Consider the following 20,526-nt stretch of genomic DNA (forward strand, 5'->3'; position numbering starts at 1 on the left):
TGGCCAATATCGTCCGGCACGCCGCCGCGCGCCGAAGGGCTCGCGCGGACGGGCTCAAATCATCGATTCAAGCGCAAGGGCAATTCCCTGACCGCCGCCGATGCAAAGAGTGACGATGCCTTTCTCGACACCGTCGCGCTTCATCGAGTGCAGCAATCGAGTGGTAAGCACTGCTCCCGAGGCGCCGATCGGATGACCGTGCGCGATCGCGCCGCCTTCCACGTTGACGATACTCGAGTCGAGACCGAGGTCGTTCGCGACCGCAATTGCGATCGCAGCGAAGGCCTCGTTGATCTCGATCCGTTGGATGTCTGAGGTTTTCCAGCCGGCCCGTTCGAGGGCCTGGTTGACGGCCGGAACCGGTCCCAATCCGAACATACCTGGTTCGACTGCGCCGATTCCGTAGGCGACTAGGCGTGCCATGGGCGTCAGGCCCTTCTTGTCGGCCCACGCGCGCTCCGCCACGATCATTGCCGACGCGCCGGTATTGAGTCCGGGCGCGTTGCCCGCCGTGATCGTCCCCTCCTTGCGGAAAGCCGGTTTGAGCTTTGCAAGGCTTTCGATGGTGGTGTCTGGACGGTTGTGCTCGTCCTTGTCGAATTTTGCCGGACCCTTCCGGGAGGCAATTTCGACCGCCGCGATTTCCGAGGCGAACTTGCCGGAAGCCTGCGCCTCGGAAAAGCGCTTTTGCGAGCGTTTGGCCCAGCGGTCCTGTTCGTCACGGGCGATCTGATGCGAGGCCGCGAGATCCTCAGTGTGCCAACCGGAATGCTGACCGGAGAAGGCGTCGTTTAGACCGTCCATCAGCATCGCATCAAAAATCTTCGCGTCACCCATGCGATAGCCCCACCGTCCGGAGCCCATGAGATACGGTGCACGGTCCATGTTCTCCATGCCGCCGGCGACCGCGCTGTCAATGAACCCGAGCATCACCTCCTGAGCGGCGCTCGCGATCGCCTGCGCACCCGAGCCACAGACGCGGTTGACCGTCAGGGCCGGAACAGCGACGGGGACGCCGGCATTGATGGCAGCTTGCCGGGCTGGATTCATCTTGTTGCCAGCTTGGATCACGTTGCCCATGACGACGCTGCCGACATCGTCGGGCGACAATTTCGCACGTTCGATCGATGCGCGGATTGCCACGGTACCGAGATCGACCGCGGGCAGATCCTTCAGCGTTCCGCCATAAGTGCCGATAGCGGTGCGTACAGGTGAACAGATCACGACTTGCCTGTTAGCCATCGGTCATCTCCGTTTCTCTCAGTTCCATCGACTTCCATTCGGATGTCTTCAGAAACTTGGTAATGCTGCCCGCACGGAATTTCTTGCGATGGATCAAGGGACGCCCCTTGTCAGGAAATGAAATAGGCACGCCGAGGGTGCGGCATATGCCGCTCAACCCGAGAAGCCTGCTCCACGGCAGCTATGCGCCACAAGCTGCCAACTGCGAACAAAGCCCGTGACTTCTGCTCTGCCGTCGGAAGCCGAAATTGATGAGTCCGCGCCCTAAGCCGGCACGATCACCTTGCCGATCGGCCAGAGCGCGATGCCCGCGAGCTTCAGATGGGCCCAGGCGAAGGGAATGCCGATGATGGTGATGGCGTAGATCACGGCCGTCAGGACATGGCCGAGCGCCAGCCACCAGCCGGCCAGCACGAGCCAGATGATGTTGCCGATCACCCCGAGGGCGCCCGTGCCTATATCGCCCATGCCGGTGACCTCGTCGCGGCTGACCGCGCGCGAGCCGAACGGCAGCAGCGTGTAAATGGCGATGTTGAACGCCGCCCGCGCCCAGGGCAGGCCGATGATGGTGATCGCCATGATGACGGATGCCACCAGCCAGCCGAATGCCATCCAGGCACCGCCGATGAGTATCCAGATGATGTTGAGCAGGATCGAAACGGGGGCCATGGGACTACCCTGTGTAAATGACCCCAGCTGTATAGGCCCGAAAGCTGTCGTTGCGAAGACAGCTCCTATGCGCGGATTTCAGGCAGCCTACCGTCCCTCGAACTTGGGTTCGCGCTTCTCCATGAAGGCCTTCATGCCTTCGGCCATGTCCTGTGTCTTGAACAGCGGCAGCAGCTGGAGATAGACGTGATGGACGTGGTCGTGGAAGTTTTCGTTCAGGCCCATCCGCATCATGCGCTTGGAGGCTTGCACGGCGAGCGGCGCGTTCGCGGCGATTTCGCGGGCGATGGCGGTGGCGCGGTTCATTAGTTCTGCATCGGGCACGACCTCATTGGCGAGACCCCAGTCGAGACATTCGCGCGCGCTGAGCGTGCGGCCGGTAAAGATCAGCTCGGAGGCCTTGGCCCAGCCGAGCATGCGCGGCAGCAGCCAGGTGCCGCCGGATTCCGGCACGACGCCGCGCTTGACGAAGGCAGCCGCGAGCTTCGAGGACTCCGCCATGATCCGAATGTCGCAGCCGAGGGCTGTGTCCATGCCATAACCGGCCGCGCCGCCGTTGACGGCGCAGATGGTCGGCTTGTCCATGGCTTGCAAAACCGTCGGCGGCGTGTTGCGGAGGTTGATCGTGGTCGGCGAGGATGCGGCACTGAGACCGTTGCCGTCACGCTCCTTGCGCAGATCGAGACCGGCGCAGAACGCCCTGCCCTTGCCGGTGAGGATCACGACGCGGACGTTCTTGTCCTCATTGGCTTCGGTCAGCAGCCGCGCCAGATCGTTCAGCATCGGGCCGGAGATCGTGTTCATGCGCTCCGGCGCGTTCAGAGTGATGGTCGCGATGTGGTCGGTGACCTCGTAGAGGACTTCCTTCGCCGCGTCGGTCATGTATCGCTCCTCGAATTGTCAGATTTTTCGACCGGCCTGCTCCCAATAGGGGTCGCGCAGCCGGCGCTTGAAGATTTTGCCGGAGTCTTCGCGCGGCAGTCCGGTGCGGATCTCGATATGCTTCGGCACCTTGTAATCGGCGAGTGAGGTCTTCAGCCTTGAGCGCACATCGGCGGCATCGAGCGTGACGCCCGGCTGCGGCTCGACCACGGCCATCAAGGCCTCGCCGAACTCGGCATCGGGGATGCCGAACACCGCGCAATCATGCACGCCCGGAACGGCGTGCAGCACGGATTCAATCTCGGCAGGATAGATGTTGACGCCGCCTGATATCACCATGTCGCGCTTGCGGTCGCAGATGAAGACGTAGCCGTCCTCGTCGATATAGCCGACGTCGCCCGACGTGATGAAGCCGTCCCGGTCGATCTCGGCGCGTTTCTCCGGCTTGTTGTGGTAAGTAAAGTCCGCCATCTCCGGCATGCGGGAATAGATCTCGCCGATCTCGCCGACGCCGAGCACGCGGCCGTCATCGCCGATGAAGCGCAGCTCGGCGCCGGGCGAGATCTTGCCGACCGTGCCGGGCTTTTTCAGCGCATCCTCCGAGGTCGCGAAGGTGACGGCGCTGGATTCCGTCGAGCCGTAGAATTCGTAGATCACCGGCCCCCACCATTCGATCATGGCACGCTTGACGTCGGCCGGACATGGCGCGGCAGCGTGGATGATGTGGCGCAGCGAGGACACGTCGTATTTCTTGCGGATCGCCTCCGGCAGCTTCATCAGGCGGATGAACATGGTCGGCACCATGAAGATGGTGTCGATCCTGTAGCGCTCGATCAGCTCGAGAAACTCTTCCGCCTCGAAGCGTGGCATCAGAACCAGCGCGCCGCCGAGCTTGCCCGCGCGGATGCCGAACGAATTCGGCGCGGAATGATAGAGTGGACCCGGCAGGATCGCACGGGCGCCGGGCTTGAGGCCATAGATCATCGCGCGCATGCGCTCGCCCGCTGCTTGCTGATCCGGCGTCGGCGCATTGCGACGCACGCCCTTGGGATGGCCTGTCGTGCCCGAGGTGTAGATCATGTTCATCGGCTGCGGCACGACCGGGCCGTCATAGGGCTGGAATTGGGCGAGCCAGGATTCGAAATCGATGGCGAAGTCGGGTGTCTTCAAATGATCCGGATCGATCTTGTAATTCTTCAGGATCTCCGGCGGCGTCGGCACGCTGAGCACGATGACACCAGCGGGAATGGCATCACGCAGGGCGTACAGCATGTCCGTATGCCCGATCAGCACGGACGTGCCGGTATCGTTGAGGATGTAGTTGATCTCCTCCGGCTTGAAGTGCCAGTTGATCGGGACGCCATAGGCGCCCAGCCGCATCGCAGCGTAGGCAGCCTCGAGGAAGGCGATGTCGTTGCGCATCAGCATGCAGACGCAATCGCCTCGCTTGACACCGATCCTGGCGAGGCCGGATGCGATGCGGTCGGCACGATTGGCAACCTCAGCATGGGAACGACGGCGATCGCCGGAGACGATGCCGAGGAATGGGGACGTTTCGTTCATTTTTGTTGTCCGATCTTTCGTCGGGTTGAACACCATGGCCACAATCTCACTCGTCATTTCGGAATTCGCCGAAGGCGCAGGCCCGGAATCCATACTCCCGATCGTGGTTATGGATTCCGGGCTCGATGCTCCGCATCGCCCCGGAATGACGGTGGCTAATCCGCATACTTCGCCGCGCGCTTCTCCAGATTGGAGCGCACGGCTTCGGTCTGGTTCGGACTACCGATCAGCTTCTGCTGCTCGACTGATTCAGCCAGCAGTGCCGGCCCCGGATCGACCGAGAGATTGTTGAGCAGTCGCTTGGCCGCGCGGATCGCGTCTGGGCTCTTGCCGGCGATCTCGCGTGCGACTTCGAGCGCGGCGGCGCGCGGGTCGTCACAGATGCGCGTAGCGAGGCCATACGTCATCGCCTCCTGCGCGGAGAAGATGCGGCCGGTGTAGGTGAGATCGCGCAGGATGTCGTCGCGCACGAGCGAGGCGAGAATCGGCGTGCCCGCCATGTCAGGCACGAGCCCCCATTTGATTTCCATGATCGACATGCGCGCATCTGAGCTGAGAAAGCGCATGTCGGCGCCGAGCGAGAGCTGGAAGCCGCCACCGAAGGCGACGCCGTGCACCGCCGCGATCACGGGAACCGGAAGCTGGCGCCATCCCCATACCGCCTGTTGCGGGAAGTTCGCCTGCCCGTGAGTCCGCTTGGTGAGATCGCGATTTTCGCCACCCGGAATTCCGTTGCCGCCCTTCTCCTTCATGGCGGCAAAACGCCCCATGTCGAGACCGGCGCAGAAGGCGCGGCCTTCGCCCGACAGCACGACAACGCGCACGCCCTTTTCCTTCGAAAGCCGCTCGGTTGCCGCGACGAGGGCCTCGAACATGGCCTGATCGAGCGCATTCATCTTGTCCGCGCGCACCAGGCGCACGTCGGCGACGCCTTCCGAGATCGAAATCGAGACGCGCTCTTCCATGGATGAATTCTCCCCTGTTCTTGTTCGGTGCCGCTTTACAGAAAGCTGACGGCCGGATTTAGTCAATCGACCAATTAACTGACAATCCGTACGGGAGAAACAGCCATGTTCAAGGAAAATCTTCTGGCCGGGCGGCGCATTCTTGTGACCGGCGGAGGCACCGGCCTCGGCAAGTCGATGGCGGCGCGCTTCCTCCAGCTCGGCGCCGAGGTGCACATCTGCGGCCGGCGCAAGATCGTCTGCGACGAAACCGCGACCGAGCTGATGGATCAGTATGGCGGCCGCGTCACCAGCCACGGCGTCGATATCCGCAATTCGCTCGCGGTCGAAGAAATGGTCGAGAACATTTTTCGCGATGCGCCGCTGACCGATCTCATCAACAACGCCGCGGGCAATTTCATCTCGCGCACGGAAGAGCTCTCGCCGCGCGGCTTCGATGCCGTCGCCAACATCGTCATGCACGGCACGTTCTACGTGACGCATGCGGTCGGCAAGCGCTGGATCGCGTTGAGGCAACCCGGCAACGTCGTGTCGATCACAGTGACCTGGGTACGCAACGGCTCGCCTTACGTGGTGCCGTCGGCGATGAGCAAGTCGGCGATTCACGCGATGACGATGTCGCTCGCCACCGAATGGGGCCGCTATGGCATCCGCCTCAACACGATCGCACCGGGCGAGATCCCGACCGAAGGCATGAGCAAGCGCATCAAGCCCGGTGACGAAGCCGGTGCGCGCACCAAGGCGATGAACCCGATGGGCCGCGTTGGTACCATGGAGGAGCTGCAGAACCTCGCGGTATTCCTCATCTCCGGCGGCTGCAACTGGATCACCGGCGAGACCATTGCCATGGACGGCGCACAGGCGCTCGCCATGGGTGGCAACTTCTACCAGCTCCGCGACTGGAGCGACGACGACTGGAGGACCGCGCGGGAGAGCATCATGGCGCAAAACGAGAAGGACCGGGCGAAGCGGGGGTAGTTGCGCTCTCCGCAGTCGTCCTGGCCTTCGCCAGGATGACAGTGTCGAAGTAGCGACGCTTCAACCACATCCACCTTGTCTTCAATCGCGGATGACGCCACACTCCGCGGCATAAAAGCAGAACGCCAAGGGAGAAACATGTCCACACAGCCATTGGCTGACCTCGCCGACATGGTGCGCGAGCGCGCGGCGAGCCGCGGCAACGCCATCGCATACGAGTTCGAGGGCCGCGTCACCAGCTTCGCCGAGTTCGATACCAGGACCAACAAGGTCGCCAACGCGTTGATCGCGATGGGCGTGAAGAAGGGCGATCGCATCGCCTATCTCGGCAAGAACAGCGATCTCTATTTCGAGCTGCTGATGGGCGCGATGAAGGCCGGCGCGGTGATGGCGCCGGTGAACTGGCGGCTCGCCGGGCCCGAGGTCGCGTTCATCGTTGCCGATTGCAAGGCCCCGGTGCTGTTCGTCGGGCCGGAGTTCATCACCCAGGTGCGCCAGATCAAGGATCAGCTCCCGGGCGTGCGCACCATCATCACGACCGAAGGCGGCGCGCCGGAATGGCAGGATTTTGCCGCGTGGCGCGATGCACAGAGCGGCGACGATCCGAAGGTACCCATTGATACGAAAGACATCGCGATCCAGCTCTACACGTCGGGCACGACGGGCAAGCCGAAGGGCGCGATGCTGAGCCACGCGAACTTCCTCAACCTCGTTCAGACAGGCAATGCCGAAGACAAGCCGGAATGGAACCGTTGGTCGACCGACGACGTGTCGCTGGTCGCGATGCCGATCTTCCATATCGGCGGCTCCGGCTGGGGCGTGATGGGGCTCTATCACGGCGCCCGCGGCGTGATCGCGCGCGAATTCGATCCGACCAGGGTCCTCGATTTCTTCGAGCAGTCCGGCATCACGAAACTCTTCATGGTGCCGGCGGCGATGCAGTTCGTGGTGCGGCAGCCACGCGCGAAGACGGTCGACTTCTCGCGGCTGAAATACATGCTGTACGGCGCCTCCCCCATTCCCGCGGCCCTGCTGAAGGAATGCATCGAGGTCTTCAAATGCGGTTTCGTGCAGATGTACGGCATGACCGAGACGACCGGCACGATCGTCGCGCTGCCGCCGGAGGATCACGTCGAGGGCCTGGAGCGGATGCGCTCGGCCGGCAAGGCCCTGCCCGGCGTGGAGATCGCGATCCTCGATGCCGATGGCAAACCCTTGCCGCCGCGTCAGGTCGGCGAGATCGCGACGCGCTCGGGTTCGAACATGGCAGGCTACTGGAACCTGCCGGAAGCGACCGCTTCGACGCTGCGCGGCGATGGCTGGCTGCGCACGGGCGATGCCGGCTACATGGACGAGGACGGCTATCTCTACATCCACGATCGTATCAAGGACATGATCATCTCCGGCGGCGAGAACATCTACCCCGCCGAGGTCGAGAGCGCGCTGTGCGATCATCCTGATGTCGCGGAGGCCGCCGTAATCGGCGTGCCCGACGACAAATGGGGCGAGGCGGTGAAAGCCGTCGTGGTGATGAAGCCGGGCAAAGAGGCGACCGCCACCGACATCATCAACTTCACCCGCGAGCGCATCGCCGGGTTCAAGACGCCGAAGAGCGTGGAGTTTTTGCCGGCCCTGCCGAGGAACCCGTCAGGCAAGATCTTGCGGCGGCAGTTGCGTGAGCCGTATTGGGCGGGGAAGGATCGGCGGGTGAATTGATTTTCGCCGTCGTCCTGGACAAGCGAAGCGCAGATCCAGGACCCCATCACCACTGGATTGAGTTTGGCGAAGACCGGTGATTACCGGTACGCCTCAAACTCCTTCTTGGGGTAATGGGTCCTGGCTTCCGCCAGGACGACATTGGGTCAATGCTTCCCCGGCCCCATATAGCCGAACAGGAATCCCGCCACTTTCCGCATCTGGATCTCCTCGCTGCCTTCGGTGATGCGATAACGACGGTGGTGGCGGTAGATGTGCTCGAACGGCTTGTGGCGTGAGTAGCCCATGCCACCATGGACCTGCATGGCGCGGTCGGCGGATTCGCAGCAGAGGCGATTTGCCCAGTAGTTGCACATGGAGACGCGGTCGGAGAGCGTGCGCTCGATCTGCTCCTCGTTAAGCTGGTCCATCTCCCACGCGGTCTTGCGGATCAACAGGCGCAGCATCTCGGCCTGCGTGGCAAGCTCGACCAGCGGGAACTGGATCGCCTGGTTCTCGGCGAGTGCCTTGCCGAACGGCTTTCGCTCACGCGCGTACTTCACGCTCTCGTTGATGCAGTAGACCGCAGCGCCGAGCGAGCTTGCAGCCTGGCGGATGCGGTTCTGGTGCACGAAGCATTGCGCCAGCGACAGGCCGCGGCCGACCTCGCCGAACTGCGCATCCTCGGGCACGAACACATCCGTAAAGCTCACGCGCGGATGATCGGTCGGCATGTTGAAGGTCCACATGTATTCTTCGACCTTCACGCCGTGGCTCTTGGCCGGCACCAGGAAGCAGGTGATGCCGCGGGCATCGCCGTCATTGCCGCTGGTGCGCGCGAACAGCGCGCAATGTGTGGCGACGTGCATGCCGGTCGTCCACATCTTCTCGCCGTTGATGATCCAGCCCTTGACGTTGTCTCTGACGGCAGGCACCGCACGCGTCTCCATGTGCGTCGCGTCCGAACCGTGATGCGGCTCCGTCAAACCAAAAGTGATGCGGTACTTGCCCTTGATCGAGCCGTCGATCATCGCCTTCTGGTCGTCGCGTCCGTAGCGGTCGAGCATGGTGACCACGGGAAAGTTGCCGACGATCGAATGCTCGTTCTGGAGGTCGTTGTGCAGGCCGAGGCCCTTCGCGGCAAAGTGCTCGCGGATCACGGCCATCCAGAGGTTGGAGCCGTCCTTGCCGCCATATTGCTTCGGCACCGGAAAGCGCAGATGGCCGGCGGCGTCGGCGAGATCCTTCGCCTTGCGCAGAAGCTGCTCCCATTCATGCCGCGGCAAGCCGCCATTCTCGAAATCGGTGCGGGCCCATTCGCGGCGATGATCGAAGAAGCGGATGTTGTCGTCGGCCTCCTCCAGCGGCTTGATCTCGCGCTCGATGAAACGGTCGAGCTCTCCGAGATAGGCGACGAGATCGGCAGGCAATGAGAAATCCACAGGTTCTCTCCCGGATGATTCTTCGTTTTGCGTTAAGGCGCTAGGCGCTTTTTGCTTCGCACGATTAAGGTGAGAAGAGCGCGCGCAAGTCAAGCAAGCCGAGGCGTGTAGGAAGCGCAAGCCGCACCCGCGCAATTTGGTGGTGCTCGTGCACGGGCGCGCGGTAGTATGACGCCAATATTCCAAGGGAAGAAAATGCGGGAGTGCGCGATGGAGCTGAAATTCTCAAAGGTGGAACGCAAGGGGCCGATCACGATCGTCACGCTGTCGCGGCCCGAGGTTTACAACGCGCTGCACATCGACGCGCATTTCGAGCTCAACAAAGTGTTTGACGACTTCGCGACCGATCCCGAACAGTGGGTCGCCGTCGTCACTGGCGCCGGCGACAAGGCGTTCTGCGCCGGCAACGATCTGAAGTGGCAGGCGGCGGGCGGCAAGCGCGGCTGGGACAAGGGCGGCTTCGCCGGCCTCACCGCGCGCTTCGACTGCGACAAGCCGGTCATCGCTGCGGTCAACGGCGTCGCCATGGGCGGCGGTTTCGAGATTGCACTCGCCTGCGACCTCATCATCGCCTCGGAGAATGCGACCTTCGCCCTGCCCGAGCCGCGCGTCGGCCTCGCCGCGCTCGCTGGCGGCCTGCACCGCCTGCCGCGCCAGATCGGCCTCAAGCGCGCCATGGGCATGATCCTCACCGCACGCCACGTCAGCGCCAAGGAGGGCCATGAACTCGGCTTCGTCAACGAAGTGGTGCCGCAAGGCGAAGCGCTTGCGGGCGCGCTGCGCTGGGCCGAGATGATCACCAAGAACTCGCCGATGTCGATCCGGGCATCGAAGCAGACCATCCGGAAGGGCCTCGCCGTCTCGCTGGAGCAGGCGATCGAGGAGCAACGCGAATATCCCGCGGTGAAGGCGATGGTGGCCTCGCAGGACTACATCGAAGGCCCGAAGGCGTTCTCGGAGAAGCGACCACCGAAATGGGTGGGGAAGTAGCGGGTCTCTCCGTCCGCCATTACGAGCGAAGCGAAGCAATCCAGATTGCCTCTGTGGATGCAGTCTGGATTGCTTACAAGGGCTCCTCGCAATGACAGAGATAGAGCGCCACCTACCCGCCTCGCGACAACTCGCGCTTGTACGACGCATAATTCGGCTGATCAACGGCGAGCTTGTCCATCGTCGTCTGCCAGAGATGCTCGGCGAGGCCCGGCGTTGCCAAATCAACCTCGCCCTTGGCGATACGCTCGGCGAGCACGCGGTTTAGATCAGTCACCGACCCGTCCATACCAAGCAGCGCGCGCAGACGCTCGACTTCCCTCGCATCGCTCCCTTCCTCCTGCGTAAGCTGTCGCGTCACTAGATCGAGAATGTTGATGGCGACCCGCAGCTTGAAAGCCTGGTGGCCGGAGATCAGCGGGGTGATGTCGTTACGGAGGAAATCGGAAACCGCTTTGGTCAACTCGATCGGTATCGGTTCGTCCTGCATGCCTAACCTCCCCGCGGCGCAAGCAGCCGTAGCAGATCGATCTCGGTCTCCGAGGCACGGCGGCCGATCATCGCACGTTCCATGGAATGATCCGGCCCTTCACGGAACCGCTGCATCATGCCGCCGCACATGATGCCCCAGCGCAGCGTACCCATCACTTCCCAGAATTTCACCCGAGCCGGATCGCATTTGCGGCCCGCGGCCTGGTAGCCTGCGAACAGCTCCTCGCGCGAGCCGAACCCACCGACGGGCTTGTCGATCTCGCCAAACCGCCATGAGTTGACGCAGACCCAGCCGAGATCTTCCATGGGATCGCCAAGATGGGCGAGCTCCCAGTCGAGAACGGCGCGGACGCCGTCCGAACCGATGATGAGATTGCCGTTGCGGAAGTCACCATGAACCAGTGTCGTCTCGGCCGACGGACCGGGATCGTGGTCGCGCAGCCAGCGCAGCGCCAGCTCGAACACGGGCTTCGGCCAATCGAGGCTGCGATAGTCGCGATCGAACTCGGAGATCTCCTGCGTCGCCGATCTGCTGCGCAGCGCGGGCAGTCTGTCCCGCGGCAACCTGTGCAGGCCCGCGAGCACGCCGCCAATCTGCCGCGCCAGCAGTGGGCGCGCTGCCGCGAACTCGTCGTCGCGAAGAATCTTGCGGGCGATGGTCTCGCCCTCGACCCGCTGCATGATGAAGCCGGTGCCGAGATCCTCATCCGGCGTCAGCACATGCATCACGCGCGGCGACGGCACGCCGGCCTCATAGGCGAGCTGCATCAGTTGCGCTTCCGCAGCGAGTCCCGCTGCGCGCGTTGGCGCGGCGCCGTAGCCCTTCGGCGAGCGGCGCAGGATCGCGCCGATCGGTCCATCGGGATGCACGATGTCGAAGCGCCAGGTCTCCTGACTGGCGCCGCCGGACAGCTTTGCAGCACCGGTGACGCCGGTCGCGCCGCGACACCAGCGCTGGACGCTGCGAAAAAGCTCGGCCTCGATCATTTGCCTTTGAACTGCGCGGCCCGCTTCTCCAGGAAGGCACCGACGCCCTCGCGGAAATCCTGCGTATCGCCGGCGCGCAGCTGGCACTGGAATTCGAGGTTGAGCTGCTCCTCGAAAGAGTTTTCCGGGCTGTCCCAATAGAGCTTGCGGATCAGCGACAGCGCGATCGTCGGGCCACTGGCGAGATCGCGCGCGAGCTTCATCGCTTCCTCCATCAGCGCGCCGTCGTCGTAGACGCGGTTGACGAGGCCCCATTCCAGCGCCTTCTCGGCCGGCAGGCGCTCACCCATCAACGACAATTCGACCGAGCGCGCCTTGCCGATCAGGCGCGGCAAGAGCCAGGTCGAACCGCAATCCGGCACGAGGCCGATGCGGCGGAAGGCCTGCAGGAAATAGGACGAGCGGGCGCACAGGATCATGTCGCCGAGCAGCGCGAAGCTCATGCCGGCGCCGGCGGCCGGGCCGTTGACCGCGGTGACGATCGGACAGTGCAGGTTGCGGATGCGGCGCAAGAACGGATGAAAACCGGTTTCGAGCGTCAGGCCGGCCTTGGTTTTCCTCGACTGGTTGTTGCGCCCCTGCAGATTCGCACCGGTGCAGAACGCGCGGCCGGCGCCGGTCAACACGACGCAGCGCACCTCGTCCCTTTTCTCTTCGATAGTATCGAGCGCATCGGAAAGGCCGCCCAGCATGTCCACGGAGACGGCGTTCATCACCTCCTGATGATCGAGCCGGAGAATCGCGACCGAACCATCGAATTCGAGCGTGACGTGTTCGAACTGCATCGTTTCCTCGTCAGTTGCCGCCTGCGTCAGTTTCGCAGACCGGAATTACTTCTTGCCAGGCCACATATTTGATTTTTGGCGCGGTCTTGTCCATGGTGGCGAAAGCATACCCCACCGTCATATCGCATGATCTTGCGCGCACAGGCTGACGCGCGTCGTGACAAAAACAGGAAACGCGCCATGAACCTTTTCGATCTCACCGGCCGCGTCGCCGTGATCACCGGCGGCAATGGCGGTATTGGGCTCGGCATTGCACAAGCACTCGCTGGCCAGGGCTGCAACGTCTCGATCTGGGGCCGCAATCCTGACAAGAACAAGGCTGCTGCCGCGAGCATGGCGGGTCTGTCAGGCAAGGTCGATGCCCGCGTCTGCGACGTCACCGATCCGAATTCCGTCAATGCCGCGATGAAGGCGACGCTCGACATTTTCGGTCGGGTCGACGGCTGCTTCGCCAATGCCGGCATCGGCGGCGGCGGCCGCAGGTCCTTCATCGAGCGCACCGAAGAGGAATGGCGCACGATGTTCGCGACCAATCTCGACGGCGTGTTCCACGCGTTCCAGGCGGCGGCAAGGCACATGACCGAGCGCGCCAATGCGGGCGACCCCTTCGGCCGGCTGGTCGCGACCTCGAGCCTCGCCTCGATCTTCGGCACCGCGCGCAACGAGCATTATGCGGCGACCAAGGCCGCGATCAACGCGCTGGTCCGCGCCCTCGGCGTCGAGCTCGCCCGCCACGGCGTCACCGCGAATGCGATCCTGCCCGGCTGGATCAAAAGCGACATGACCGCGGGCATCATGGCCAACGAAAAGTTCGTCGCCAACGTGATGCCGCGGATTCCGATGCGTCGCTTCGGCGAGGCATCCGATTTCGGCGGCATCGCCGTGTATCTGATGAGCAAGGCCTCGTCGTATCACACCGCGGATACGTTCGTGATCGACGGCGGCTATACGGCGTTCTGAGTCTCGTAGCCCGGATGGAGCGAAGCGCAATCCGGGATGACCAAAAGCAAGACCCGGATTTCGCCAAGCTCCATCCGGGCTAAAATCGTAGTGAGGGGAACGGGCAAATGTTTTCACACATCATGATCGGCACCAACGACCTCGACAAAGCCAAGGCGTTCTATGACACGCTGCTTGGCACGCTCGAGGTGCGACCCGCGCGGGTCGACGGGCATCGCATCTTCTACATCACCAAGACCGGCGTGTTCTCGGTGACCAAGCCGATCAACGGCGAGCAGGCGACCTGTGCGAACGGCGGCACCATCGGCTTTGCTGCCAACTCGCCGGAACAGGTCGACAAGTGGCACGCCGCCGGCGTTGCCGCCGGCGGAACGCCGATCGAAAATCCGCCCGGCATCCGCGAGGGCGCGGGGAACAAGCTGTATCTCGCCTATCTGCGCGATCTCGACGGCAACAAGATCTGCGCGATGCATCGGATACCGAGCTGATTGAGCCGCAGCCACCACTGCCATGCCCCGGCTTGACCGGGGCATGACGGGGCGCCGCGAACCAGCAGCCCCATTCAAACAACATTTCAAACGCTCCCTGCGAAATTCCATCGCATGGCATGGCTCGCGCGAGAAAATACGCGCTCGCACTTTCGCGGCGCTGCGACTATTCTCCCGGCCAACACGATCTCAGCGCCCCCGGGAGGAACAATGACAAAGCACGCCTACATTCCCCGCACCACCAACTACACTCTCAACCCCGGCGACGAGCTCAACGACCTCAGAATGTCGGATCAGGTCCGGCCGCTCTACGACCACGTCAAGAAGTTCATCCGCGAGACGGTCGAGCCGATGTCGATCGAATTCGCCAAGGCCGGCGAAGGCAAGGAAGACCGCTGGAGCTTCACGCCGAAGCAGCTCGAAGTGCTCGAGGTCGCCAAGAACAAGGCGAAGAAGGAAGGCCTCTGGAACTTCTTCCTGCCCGATGACGAGACCGGCCAGGGCCTGAAGAATCTCGACTACGCTTACATCGCTTCCGAGCTCGGCAAGAGCCCGCTGGCCTCCGAAACCATGAACTGCTCGGCCCCCGACACCGGCAACATGGAGGTGCTGGAGCGCGTTGGCACCAAGGAGCAGAAGGAAAAGTGGCTGAAGCCGCTGATGAACGGCGAGATCCGCTCGGCCTATGTCATGACCGAGCCGAACGTCGCCTCCTCCGACGCCAAGAACATTTCGACCACCGCCAAGCTCGTCGGCGACGAATGGGTCATCAACGGCGAGAAGTACTACATCTCCGGTCTCGGCGATCCCCGCTGCAAGATCCTCATCGTGATGGTCAAGACCAATCCGGACGCGGCGCCGAGCAAGCAGCAGTCGCAGATCCTGGTGCCGCGCGACACGCCCGGCGTCGAGGTGCTCGGCCCCATGTATGTGTTCGGCCAGGACCACGCGCCGCGCGGCCATATGCACATGCGCTTCAACAATGTCCGCGTGCCGAAGGAGAACATGCTGCTCGGCGAAGGCCGCGGCTTCGAGATCTCGCAGCTTCGCCTCGGGCCAGGCCGCATCCATCACTGCATGCGCACCATCGGCAAGGCCGAGAAGGCGCTCGATCTGATGGTGCAGCGTGGCCTCACCCGCGAAGCCTTCGGCAAGAAGATCGCCCATCTCGGCGGCAACATGCAGATCATCGCGCAGGCCCGCTGCGAGATCGAGGCGATGCGGCTGATGGTGCTGAAGGCGGCGAAGGCCATGGACGTGCTCGGCAACAAGGAGGCCCGCGTCTGGGTCTCCATGGTTAAGGCCATGGTGCCCGAGCGCGCCTGCAAGATCATCGACCAGTCGATCCAGATGCACGGCGCCACCGGCATCTCGCACTGGACCCCGCTGGCCGAGATGTACCAGGACGTCCGTCACCTGCGCTTTGCCGATGGTCCGGACGAGGTGCACTGGATGGTGGTCGGCCGTCACGAACTGAGCATGGCGTGATCCCTCTCGAATGCTGCAGGGCGGGTTCGCGATAGCGTAACCCGCCTCCGGCGGCCGAAGGCACCATGGGAAAATGGCCGACGCAGGGAACGAGAAGATGCCGGAAGCCTTTCGCGACAATGAGGAGCGCAGCCGGTTCGAGCTCGAGGCCGACGGGCCCGTTGCCTTCGTCACCTACCGCAAAAGCGACGGCGCGATCACGCTGGTGCACACCGAGGTGCCGCCTGAGCTAGGCGGCCGCGGCGTCGGCTCCAGGCTCGGCCGCGCCACGCTGGAGGCGGTGCGTGCACAGGGACGCAGGCTCTCCGTCGAGTGCGACTTCATCCGTAATTTCATGAGCAAGAATCCCGGCTACGACGATCTTCTAGCCGAGGGCGAAGACGCGCATGCGCAGCCCGTGGCAAACTACCGTGCGGGCTGCTTCTGCGGCGCCGTCGAGGTCGAGGTCACGGGCAAGCCGGTCTTCGCCGGCTATTGCCACTGCGCCGATTGCCAGGCTTGGTCGGCCGCACCGATCAATGCCTTCAGCCTGTGGAAGTCGGACGGCGTGCGCGTCACCAAGGGCGAAGCGGAGCTTGGGACCTTCAACAAGACCGAGCACTCCTATCGCAAGTTCTGCAGGCGCTGCGGTGGTCATGTCATGACCGAGCATCCGCGCATGCGGCTGATCGACGTCTACGCCAATCTTTTGAAGGGCTACGAGCACCATCCGACACTGCATGCGAACTACGCGAGCAAGATGGTGTCGGTGAGGGATGGCCTGCCGAAATATGCCGATCTGCCGGCGGAGCTTGGTGGATCCGGGGAGATGTTGCCGGATTGATCGTGCGCCGTCGCCCCGCTTGCGGGGCGAGGCGAAGGAAGAGACCTGCTACGTCGCGGGCGCGAGCTTGTCCTGCGTCTTGGTCTCGAAATCGCTGGCGTCGTGGCGCTCGTGGAGCTGGCTGGCGGGATCGCCGGAGACACGGTTGACCATGCGGCCGCGCTTGACGGCGGGGCGCTTGGCGATCTCATCGGTCCAGCGCTGCACGTTCTTGTAGTCCTGCACCGACAGGAAATCGCCGGCGCCGTAGACCAGCCCCTTGGCGAGCGCGCCGTACCAGGGCCACACGCCCATGTCGGCAATCGTGTACTCCTTGCCGGCGAGATATTCGTTGTCGGCAAGGCGCCGGTCGAGCACGTCGAGCTGGCGCTTGACCTCCATCGCGAAGCGATCGATGGCGTATTCGATCTTGAACGGCGCATAAGCGTAGAAATGGCCGAAGCCACCGCCGAGATAGGGCGCGCTGCCCATCTGCCAGAACAGCCAGGACATCGCTTCGGTGCGGGCCTTGATGTCCTTCGGCAGAAAGGCGCCGAATTTCTCGGCGAGATAGAACAGGATCGAGCCTGATTCGAAGATCCGGATCGGCTCGGGGCCGGAGCGGTCCATCAACGCCGGGATTTTCGAGTTCGGATTGATGTCGACAAAGCCGCTGCCGAACTGGTCGCCGTTACCGATCTTGATCAGCCAGGCGTCGTATTCGGCGCCCTTATGGCCGAGCGCCAGAAGCTCCTCCAGCATCACGGTGACCTTCACGCCGTTCGGGGTCGCCAGCGAATAGAGCTGCAACGGATGCTTGCCGACCGGCAGTTCCTTGTCGTGGGTGGGGCTGGCGATCGGCCGGTTGATGCTGGCGAACTGTCCGCCATTCTCTTTGTTCCAGGTCCAGACTTTGGGCGGCACGTAGGGGGCGTCGGTCATGCGAAGGGCTCCGGCAGAAAGATGCGCCTGCATTAATTAGCCCGCGAACCGCCGATGACAAGCCCTTCCGGCCCTGCGTCCGGCGCGGGCCTCAGGCCCGCGTCATGCGTTCGCCCCAGCCCGTCACCGCCCCACGCGGCCGAGCCTCGGCCTCCATCACAAATCCCTCATATCCCTTCGCGGCGACGTCATCGCAGATCCGGCGATAGACGCCGACGCCGCCGATATAGGGCATGAAGATGCGCGGCTTGCCGGGGATGTTGGCGCCCATGTACCAGGAATTGGCCTGCGGATAGAGCGTGCCGTGCGCGACTTCGTTGACGTGGGCAACCCACCTCTCCTCGGCATCCCCTCTCGCTTCCATCGTGGCGAGACCTTGCTTGCGCATGTGGGCGAGGCAATCGGCAATCCAGTCGACATGCTGCTCGATCGACACGATCATGTTCGAGAGGACCGACGGGCTGCCGGGGCCGGTGATGACGAAGAGGTTCGGAAAGCCCGCGCTCATCAAGCCGAGATAGGTTTTCGGCCCCTCCGCCCATTTCTGGTTCAGCGTCTGCCCGCCCCGGCCGCTGATATCGATCTTGGCGACCGATCCGGTCATGGCGTCGAAGCCCGTCGCCATCACCAGCGCGTCGACCTCGTGGTCCCGACCCGCGACGCGCACGGCATTAGGCGTGATCTCCTCGATCGGATCGGTCTTGATGTCGACCAGCGCGACATTGGGCCGGTTGAAGGTCGCGAAATAATCAGTGTCGATGCAGATGCGCTTGGTGCCGATGGGATGGCTGTTCGGCTGGAGCAGCTTTGCGGTCTCGGGGTCCTTCACAATCTCGGCGATCTTGCCGCGGACGAAATCGGCAGCCGTATCGTTGGCGGCTCGATCGAGACCGAGATTGTTGTAGACGTACATGAAGGTCAGCCCGCCGCGCTCCCAGCGGGAGGTGTATTTGCTGTTCCTTGCTTCATCGCTGTCGTCCAGCGCACCCCGATCGGGCTGCTCCGCATAGATTCCGTTGCGCGCGACCTCGCGGGCGAACTTGCGTATCTCAGGATATTTCTTCCGGAACGTATCGCGCTCCTCGCCGGTCAGCAGGGCATTGCGGGCGGGAATCGAGAAATTCGCCGTACGCTGGAATACAGTGAGATGTTTGGCCTGCGCTGCAATGATCGGCGCCGACTGTATGCCAGATGATCCGGTGCCGATCAGGCCGACGCGCAAGCCGGCGAAATCGACGTCTTCGTGCGGCCAGTTGCCGGTGTGATAGACGGGGCCCTTGAAGTTTTCGAGGCCCTTGATGTCCGGCTTGCGCGCGTTCGAGAGACAGCCGGTGGCGAGGACGACGAATTGCGCCTGAAAGGTCTTGCCGTCAGACGTCGTCACCGCCCAGCGTTGCGCGCGTTCGTCGAACACGGCGCCTTCGACGCGCGTATCGAACTGGATGTCGCGGCGCAGGTCAAAGCGGTCGGCGACGTGGTTGGCGTATTTCAGGATCTCTGCTTGTGGCGCGTAGTGCTCGCTCCAGTCCCATTCCTGCTGGAGCTCTTCCGAGAACGAGTAGGAATATTGCATGCTCTCGACGTCGCAGCGCGCGCCGGGATAGCGATTCCAGTACCAGGTGCCGCCGACGCCGCCGCCCTGCTCAAGGACCCGCGCCGAGAAGCCGAGCCCGCGCAAGCGATGCAGCATGTACATGCCGGCAAAGCCGGCGCCGACGACGACCACGTCGTAGGCCTCGGTAGCTTGAGCCTGGCTCGCTTGCGCTGGCGACATCAGATGGCGCTCCCTGATCTGTTTTCTGTTGTTGTAAGCCAGCATTCTCTGGCGGTCACCAAAGCGCAAGAGGCATGTCTGCGGCCCTAATTTTGCGCGACGGAATGGCTCGACACTCTGCATGACGCCTGCACGCAAGATACGCGCGGGAATCCGGCATGGCATCGCCAATGACGATGGGCTAGCTTCGTCGAAGGCCGCCGGGAGAAGACCATGAAATCGCCGATCTGCGACATGCTGGGAATCGAGTTCCCGCTGCTCGCCTTCAGCCATTGCCGCGATGTGGTTGCCGCCGTGAGCCGTGCCGGCGGTTTCGGCGTGCTGGGTGCCACCGTGCATACGCCTGATACGCTCGAACGCGAGCTGAAATGGATCGACGATCGCGTCGACGGCAAGCCCTATGGTATCGACGTGTTGATCCCGGAAAACATCTCGACATCAGGCGAGAAGGACGTCACCTGGAAGAGCCTGGAAGCGCGCGTGCCGCAGGAGCACCGTAGATACACCAGAGATCTCCTGAAGAAATACGATATCGAGCTGACCACGACCGAGGTGGCCGTCAATCAACCGCAGCCTTTCGACGCCGAGACTGCGCTGGAGCTGCTCAGAGTTTCCTTCAACCATCCGATCCGGCTGATCGCCAACGCGCTGGGCGTGCCGCCCAGGGCGATGATCGAGATGGGCAAGAAACACAACGTGCCGGTCGCCGCGCTGGTCGGCGCCAAGGAGCACGCGCTCCGCCAGGTCGCAGCCGGTGTCGACATCCTCGTGGTGCAGGGCACCGAGGCCGGCGGCCATTGCGGCGAGGTTTCGACCATGGTTCTGGTGCCTGAAGTGATCAAGGCGATCAAGCCGATCCGCGACGTACCGGTGCTCGCGGCGGGCGGCATCATGACAGGACGGCAGATGGCGGCCTGCATGGCCATGGGCGCGGCCGGCGCCTGGACCGGCTCGGTGTGGCTGGCAACGGTCGAGTCCGAGACCAGCGAAATCTTCCGCGAGAAAATGATCGCCGCTTCGTCCCGCGACGCGGTTCGCTCGAAGGGCCGCACCGGCAAGCCCGCGCGACAGCTCCGCTCGGTCTGGACCGATGCCTGGGACCGCGCGCCGGACAGTCCGGGCGCCCTGCCGATGCCGCTGCAGAGCATCATCAGCCGCGACGCCTTCAACTCCATCGACCGCGCCGCAGCCGCCGGCAACGCCAGGGCGCGCGATCTCGTCAGCTACTTTGTCGGCCAGGGTGTCGGCTTGATCGACAGCGTGAAGTCCGCCGGCGCCGTGGTGCAGGAGTTCAAGGAAGAGTTCGCCGAAGCCGTCGAGCACATGAATGCGCTGGTCGCGGAGTAGCGTCCACACCGTCATTGCGAGCGAAGCAAAGCAAT

General features: G+C 63.3%; 19 protein-coding genes. 8 read left to right on the top strand and 11 right to left on the bottom strand.

What is annotated here, in order from left to right; all coding sequences use genetic code 11:
• Positions 1-54: 54 nt before the first annotated feature.
• The 5 genes from XH90_RS24710 to XH90_RS24730 form a co-directional block, all read right to left on the bottom strand.
• A complete protein-coding gene (locus XH90_RS24710; protein ID WP_194476917.1) occupies positions 55-1,242 on the bottom strand; it encodes an acetyl-CoA C-acyltransferase in 1,188 nt (395 codons plus the stop codon).
• Positions 1,243-1,506: 264 nt separating this feature from the next.
• Positions 1,507-1,911 carry a YccF domain-containing protein gene (locus XH90_RS24715; protein ID WP_194476918.1) on the bottom strand — a complete coding sequence of 135 codons (405 nt, stop codon included), beginning with the start codon at positions 1,909-1,911 and terminating at the stop codon, positions 1,507-1,509.
• An 87-nt stretch (positions 1,912-1,998) separates the two neighbouring features.
• Positions 1,999-2,793: an enoyl-CoA hydratase/isomerase family protein gene (locus XH90_RS24720; protein ID WP_194476919.1), complete on the bottom strand. Its 795-nt coding sequence runs from the start codon at positions 2,791-2,793 to the stop codon at positions 1,999-2,001.
• An 18-nt stretch (positions 2,794-2,811) separates the two neighbouring features.
• Positions 2,812-4,356: an acyl-CoA synthetase gene (locus tag XH90_RS24725; RefSeq protein ID WP_194476920.1), complete on the bottom strand. Its 1,545-nt coding sequence runs from the start codon at positions 4,354-4,356 to the stop codon at positions 2,812-2,814.
• Positions 4,357-4,511: 155 nt separating this feature from the next.
• Complete coding sequence (locus XH90_RS24730) at positions 4,512-5,321, bottom strand: crotonase/enoyl-CoA hydratase family protein (RefSeq protein ID WP_194476921.1); 810 nt, start codon at positions 5,319-5,321, stop codon at positions 4,512-4,514.
• A gap of 105 nt (positions 5,322-5,426) precedes the next feature.
• Between XH90_RS24730 and XH90_RS24735 the strand changes: the two genes are divergently transcribed.
• Together XH90_RS24735 and XH90_RS24740 are read left to right on the top strand one after the other, a co-directional pair.
• Complete coding sequence (locus tag XH90_RS24735) at positions 5,427-6,299, top strand: SDR family oxidoreductase (RefSeq protein ID WP_194476922.1); 873 nt, start codon at positions 5,427-5,429, stop codon at positions 6,297-6,299.
• 138 nt (positions 6,300-6,437) lie between these two features.
• Positions 6,438-8,015, top strand: a complete 1,578-nt coding sequence (locus tag XH90_RS24740) for a fatty acid--CoA ligase (protein ID WP_194476923.1) — start codon at positions 6,438-6,440, stop codon at positions 8,013-8,015.
• A 146-nt stretch (positions 8,016-8,161) separates the two neighbouring features.
• Here XH90_RS24740 and XH90_RS24745 read toward each other — a convergent pair whose 3' ends face one another.
• Complete coding sequence (locus tag XH90_RS24745; RefSeq protein WP_194476924.1) at positions 8,162-9,436, bottom strand: acyl-CoA dehydrogenase family protein; 1,275 nt, start codon at positions 9,434-9,436, stop codon at positions 8,162-8,164.
• Between the two features lie 210 nt (positions 9,437-9,646).
• On the opposite strand from XH90_RS24745, the gene XH90_RS24750 reads away from it, so the two are divergent.
• A complete protein-coding gene (locus XH90_RS24750) occupies positions 9,647-10,426 on the top strand; it encodes an enoyl-CoA hydratase-related protein (protein WP_194476925.1) in 780 nt (259 codons plus the stop codon).
• 112 nt (positions 10,427-10,538) lie between these two features.
• Here XH90_RS24750 and XH90_RS24755 read toward each other — a convergent pair whose 3' ends face one another.
• The 3 genes from XH90_RS24755 to XH90_RS24765 are packed head-to-tail and all read right to left on the bottom strand — an operon-like array spanning position 10,539 to position 12,690.
• A complete protein-coding gene (locus XH90_RS24755) occupies positions 10,539-10,916 on the bottom strand; it encodes a DUF6285 domain-containing protein (protein ID WP_194476926.1) in 378 nt (125 codons plus the stop codon).
• A gap of 2 nt (positions 10,917-10,918) precedes the next feature.
• Positions 10,919-11,905, bottom strand: a complete 987-nt coding sequence (locus tag XH90_RS24760) for a phosphotransferase family protein (protein WP_194476927.1) — start codon at positions 11,903-11,905, stop codon at positions 10,919-10,921.
• Positions 11,902-12,690 carry an enoyl-CoA hydratase/isomerase gene (locus tag XH90_RS24765; protein WP_194476928.1) on the bottom strand — a complete coding sequence of 263 codons (789 nt, stop codon included), beginning with the start codon at positions 12,688-12,690 and terminating at the stop codon, positions 11,902-11,904. The genes XH90_RS24760 and XH90_RS24765 overlap by 4 nt, the downstream gene beginning before the upstream one ends.
• 180 nt (positions 12,691-12,870) lie before the next feature.
• On the opposite strand from XH90_RS24765, the gene XH90_RS24770 reads away from it, so the two are divergent.
• The 4 genes from XH90_RS24770 (at position 12,871) to XH90_RS39865 (ending at position 16,449) form a co-directional block, all read left to right on the top strand.
• On the top strand, positions 12,871-13,650 hold the full coding sequence (locus tag XH90_RS24770) for an SDR family NAD(P)-dependent oxidoreductase (protein ID WP_194476929.1): 780 nt from the start codon (positions 12,871-12,873) through the stop codon (positions 13,648-13,650).
• A 107-nt stretch (positions 13,651-13,757) separates the two neighbouring features.
• Positions 13,758-14,138 carry a VOC family protein gene (locus tag XH90_RS24775; RefSeq protein WP_194476930.1) on the top strand — a complete coding sequence of 127 codons (381 nt, stop codon included), beginning with the start codon at positions 13,758-13,760 and terminating at the stop codon, positions 14,136-14,138.
• A gap of 210 nt (positions 14,139-14,348) precedes the next feature.
• Positions 14,349-15,626 (top strand): acyl-CoA dehydrogenase family protein, encoded by a 1,278-nt coding sequence (locus XH90_RS24780; RefSeq protein WP_194476931.1) that lies wholly within the window; start codon positions 14,349-14,351, stop codon positions 15,624-15,626.
• Between the two features lie 73 nt (positions 15,627-15,699).
• Positions 15,700-16,449: an N-acetyltransferase gene (locus XH90_RS39865; RefSeq protein ID WP_371748263.1), complete on the top strand. Its 750-nt coding sequence runs from the start codon at positions 15,700-15,702 to the stop codon at positions 16,447-16,449.
• A gap of 48 nt (positions 16,450-16,497) precedes the next feature.
• On the opposite strand, the gene yghU is transcribed toward XH90_RS39865, so the two are convergent.
• Positions 16,498-17,370 carry a glutathione-dependent disulfide-bond oxidoreductase gene (yghU, locus tag XH90_RS24790; RefSeq protein WP_194476932.1) on the bottom strand — a complete coding sequence of 291 codons (873 nt, stop codon included), beginning with the start codon at positions 17,368-17,370 and terminating at the stop codon, positions 16,498-16,500.
• 91 nt (positions 17,371-17,461) lie between these two features.
• Complete coding sequence (locus XH90_RS24795; RefSeq protein WP_194476933.1) at positions 17,462-19,144, bottom strand: NAD(P)/FAD-dependent oxidoreductase; 1,683 nt, start codon at positions 19,142-19,144, stop codon at positions 17,462-17,464.
• Positions 19,145-19,357: 213 nt separating this feature from the next.
• On the opposite strand from XH90_RS24795, the gene XH90_RS24800 reads away from it, so the two are divergent.
• The gene (locus XH90_RS24800; protein ID WP_194476934.1) at positions 19,358-20,491 is read left to right on the top strand and encodes a nitronate monooxygenase; all 1,134 of its coding nucleotides are present in this window, start codon (positions 19,358-19,360) and stop codon (positions 20,489-20,491) included.
• Positions 20,492-20,526: the final 35 nt, after the last annotated feature.

Origin of the sequence: Bradyrhizobium sp. CCBAU 53338 (assembly GCF_015291665.1) — a bacterium.
Taxonomy (GTDB): Bacteria; Pseudomonadota; Alphaproteobacteria; order Rhizobiales; family Xanthobacteraceae; genus Bradyrhizobium.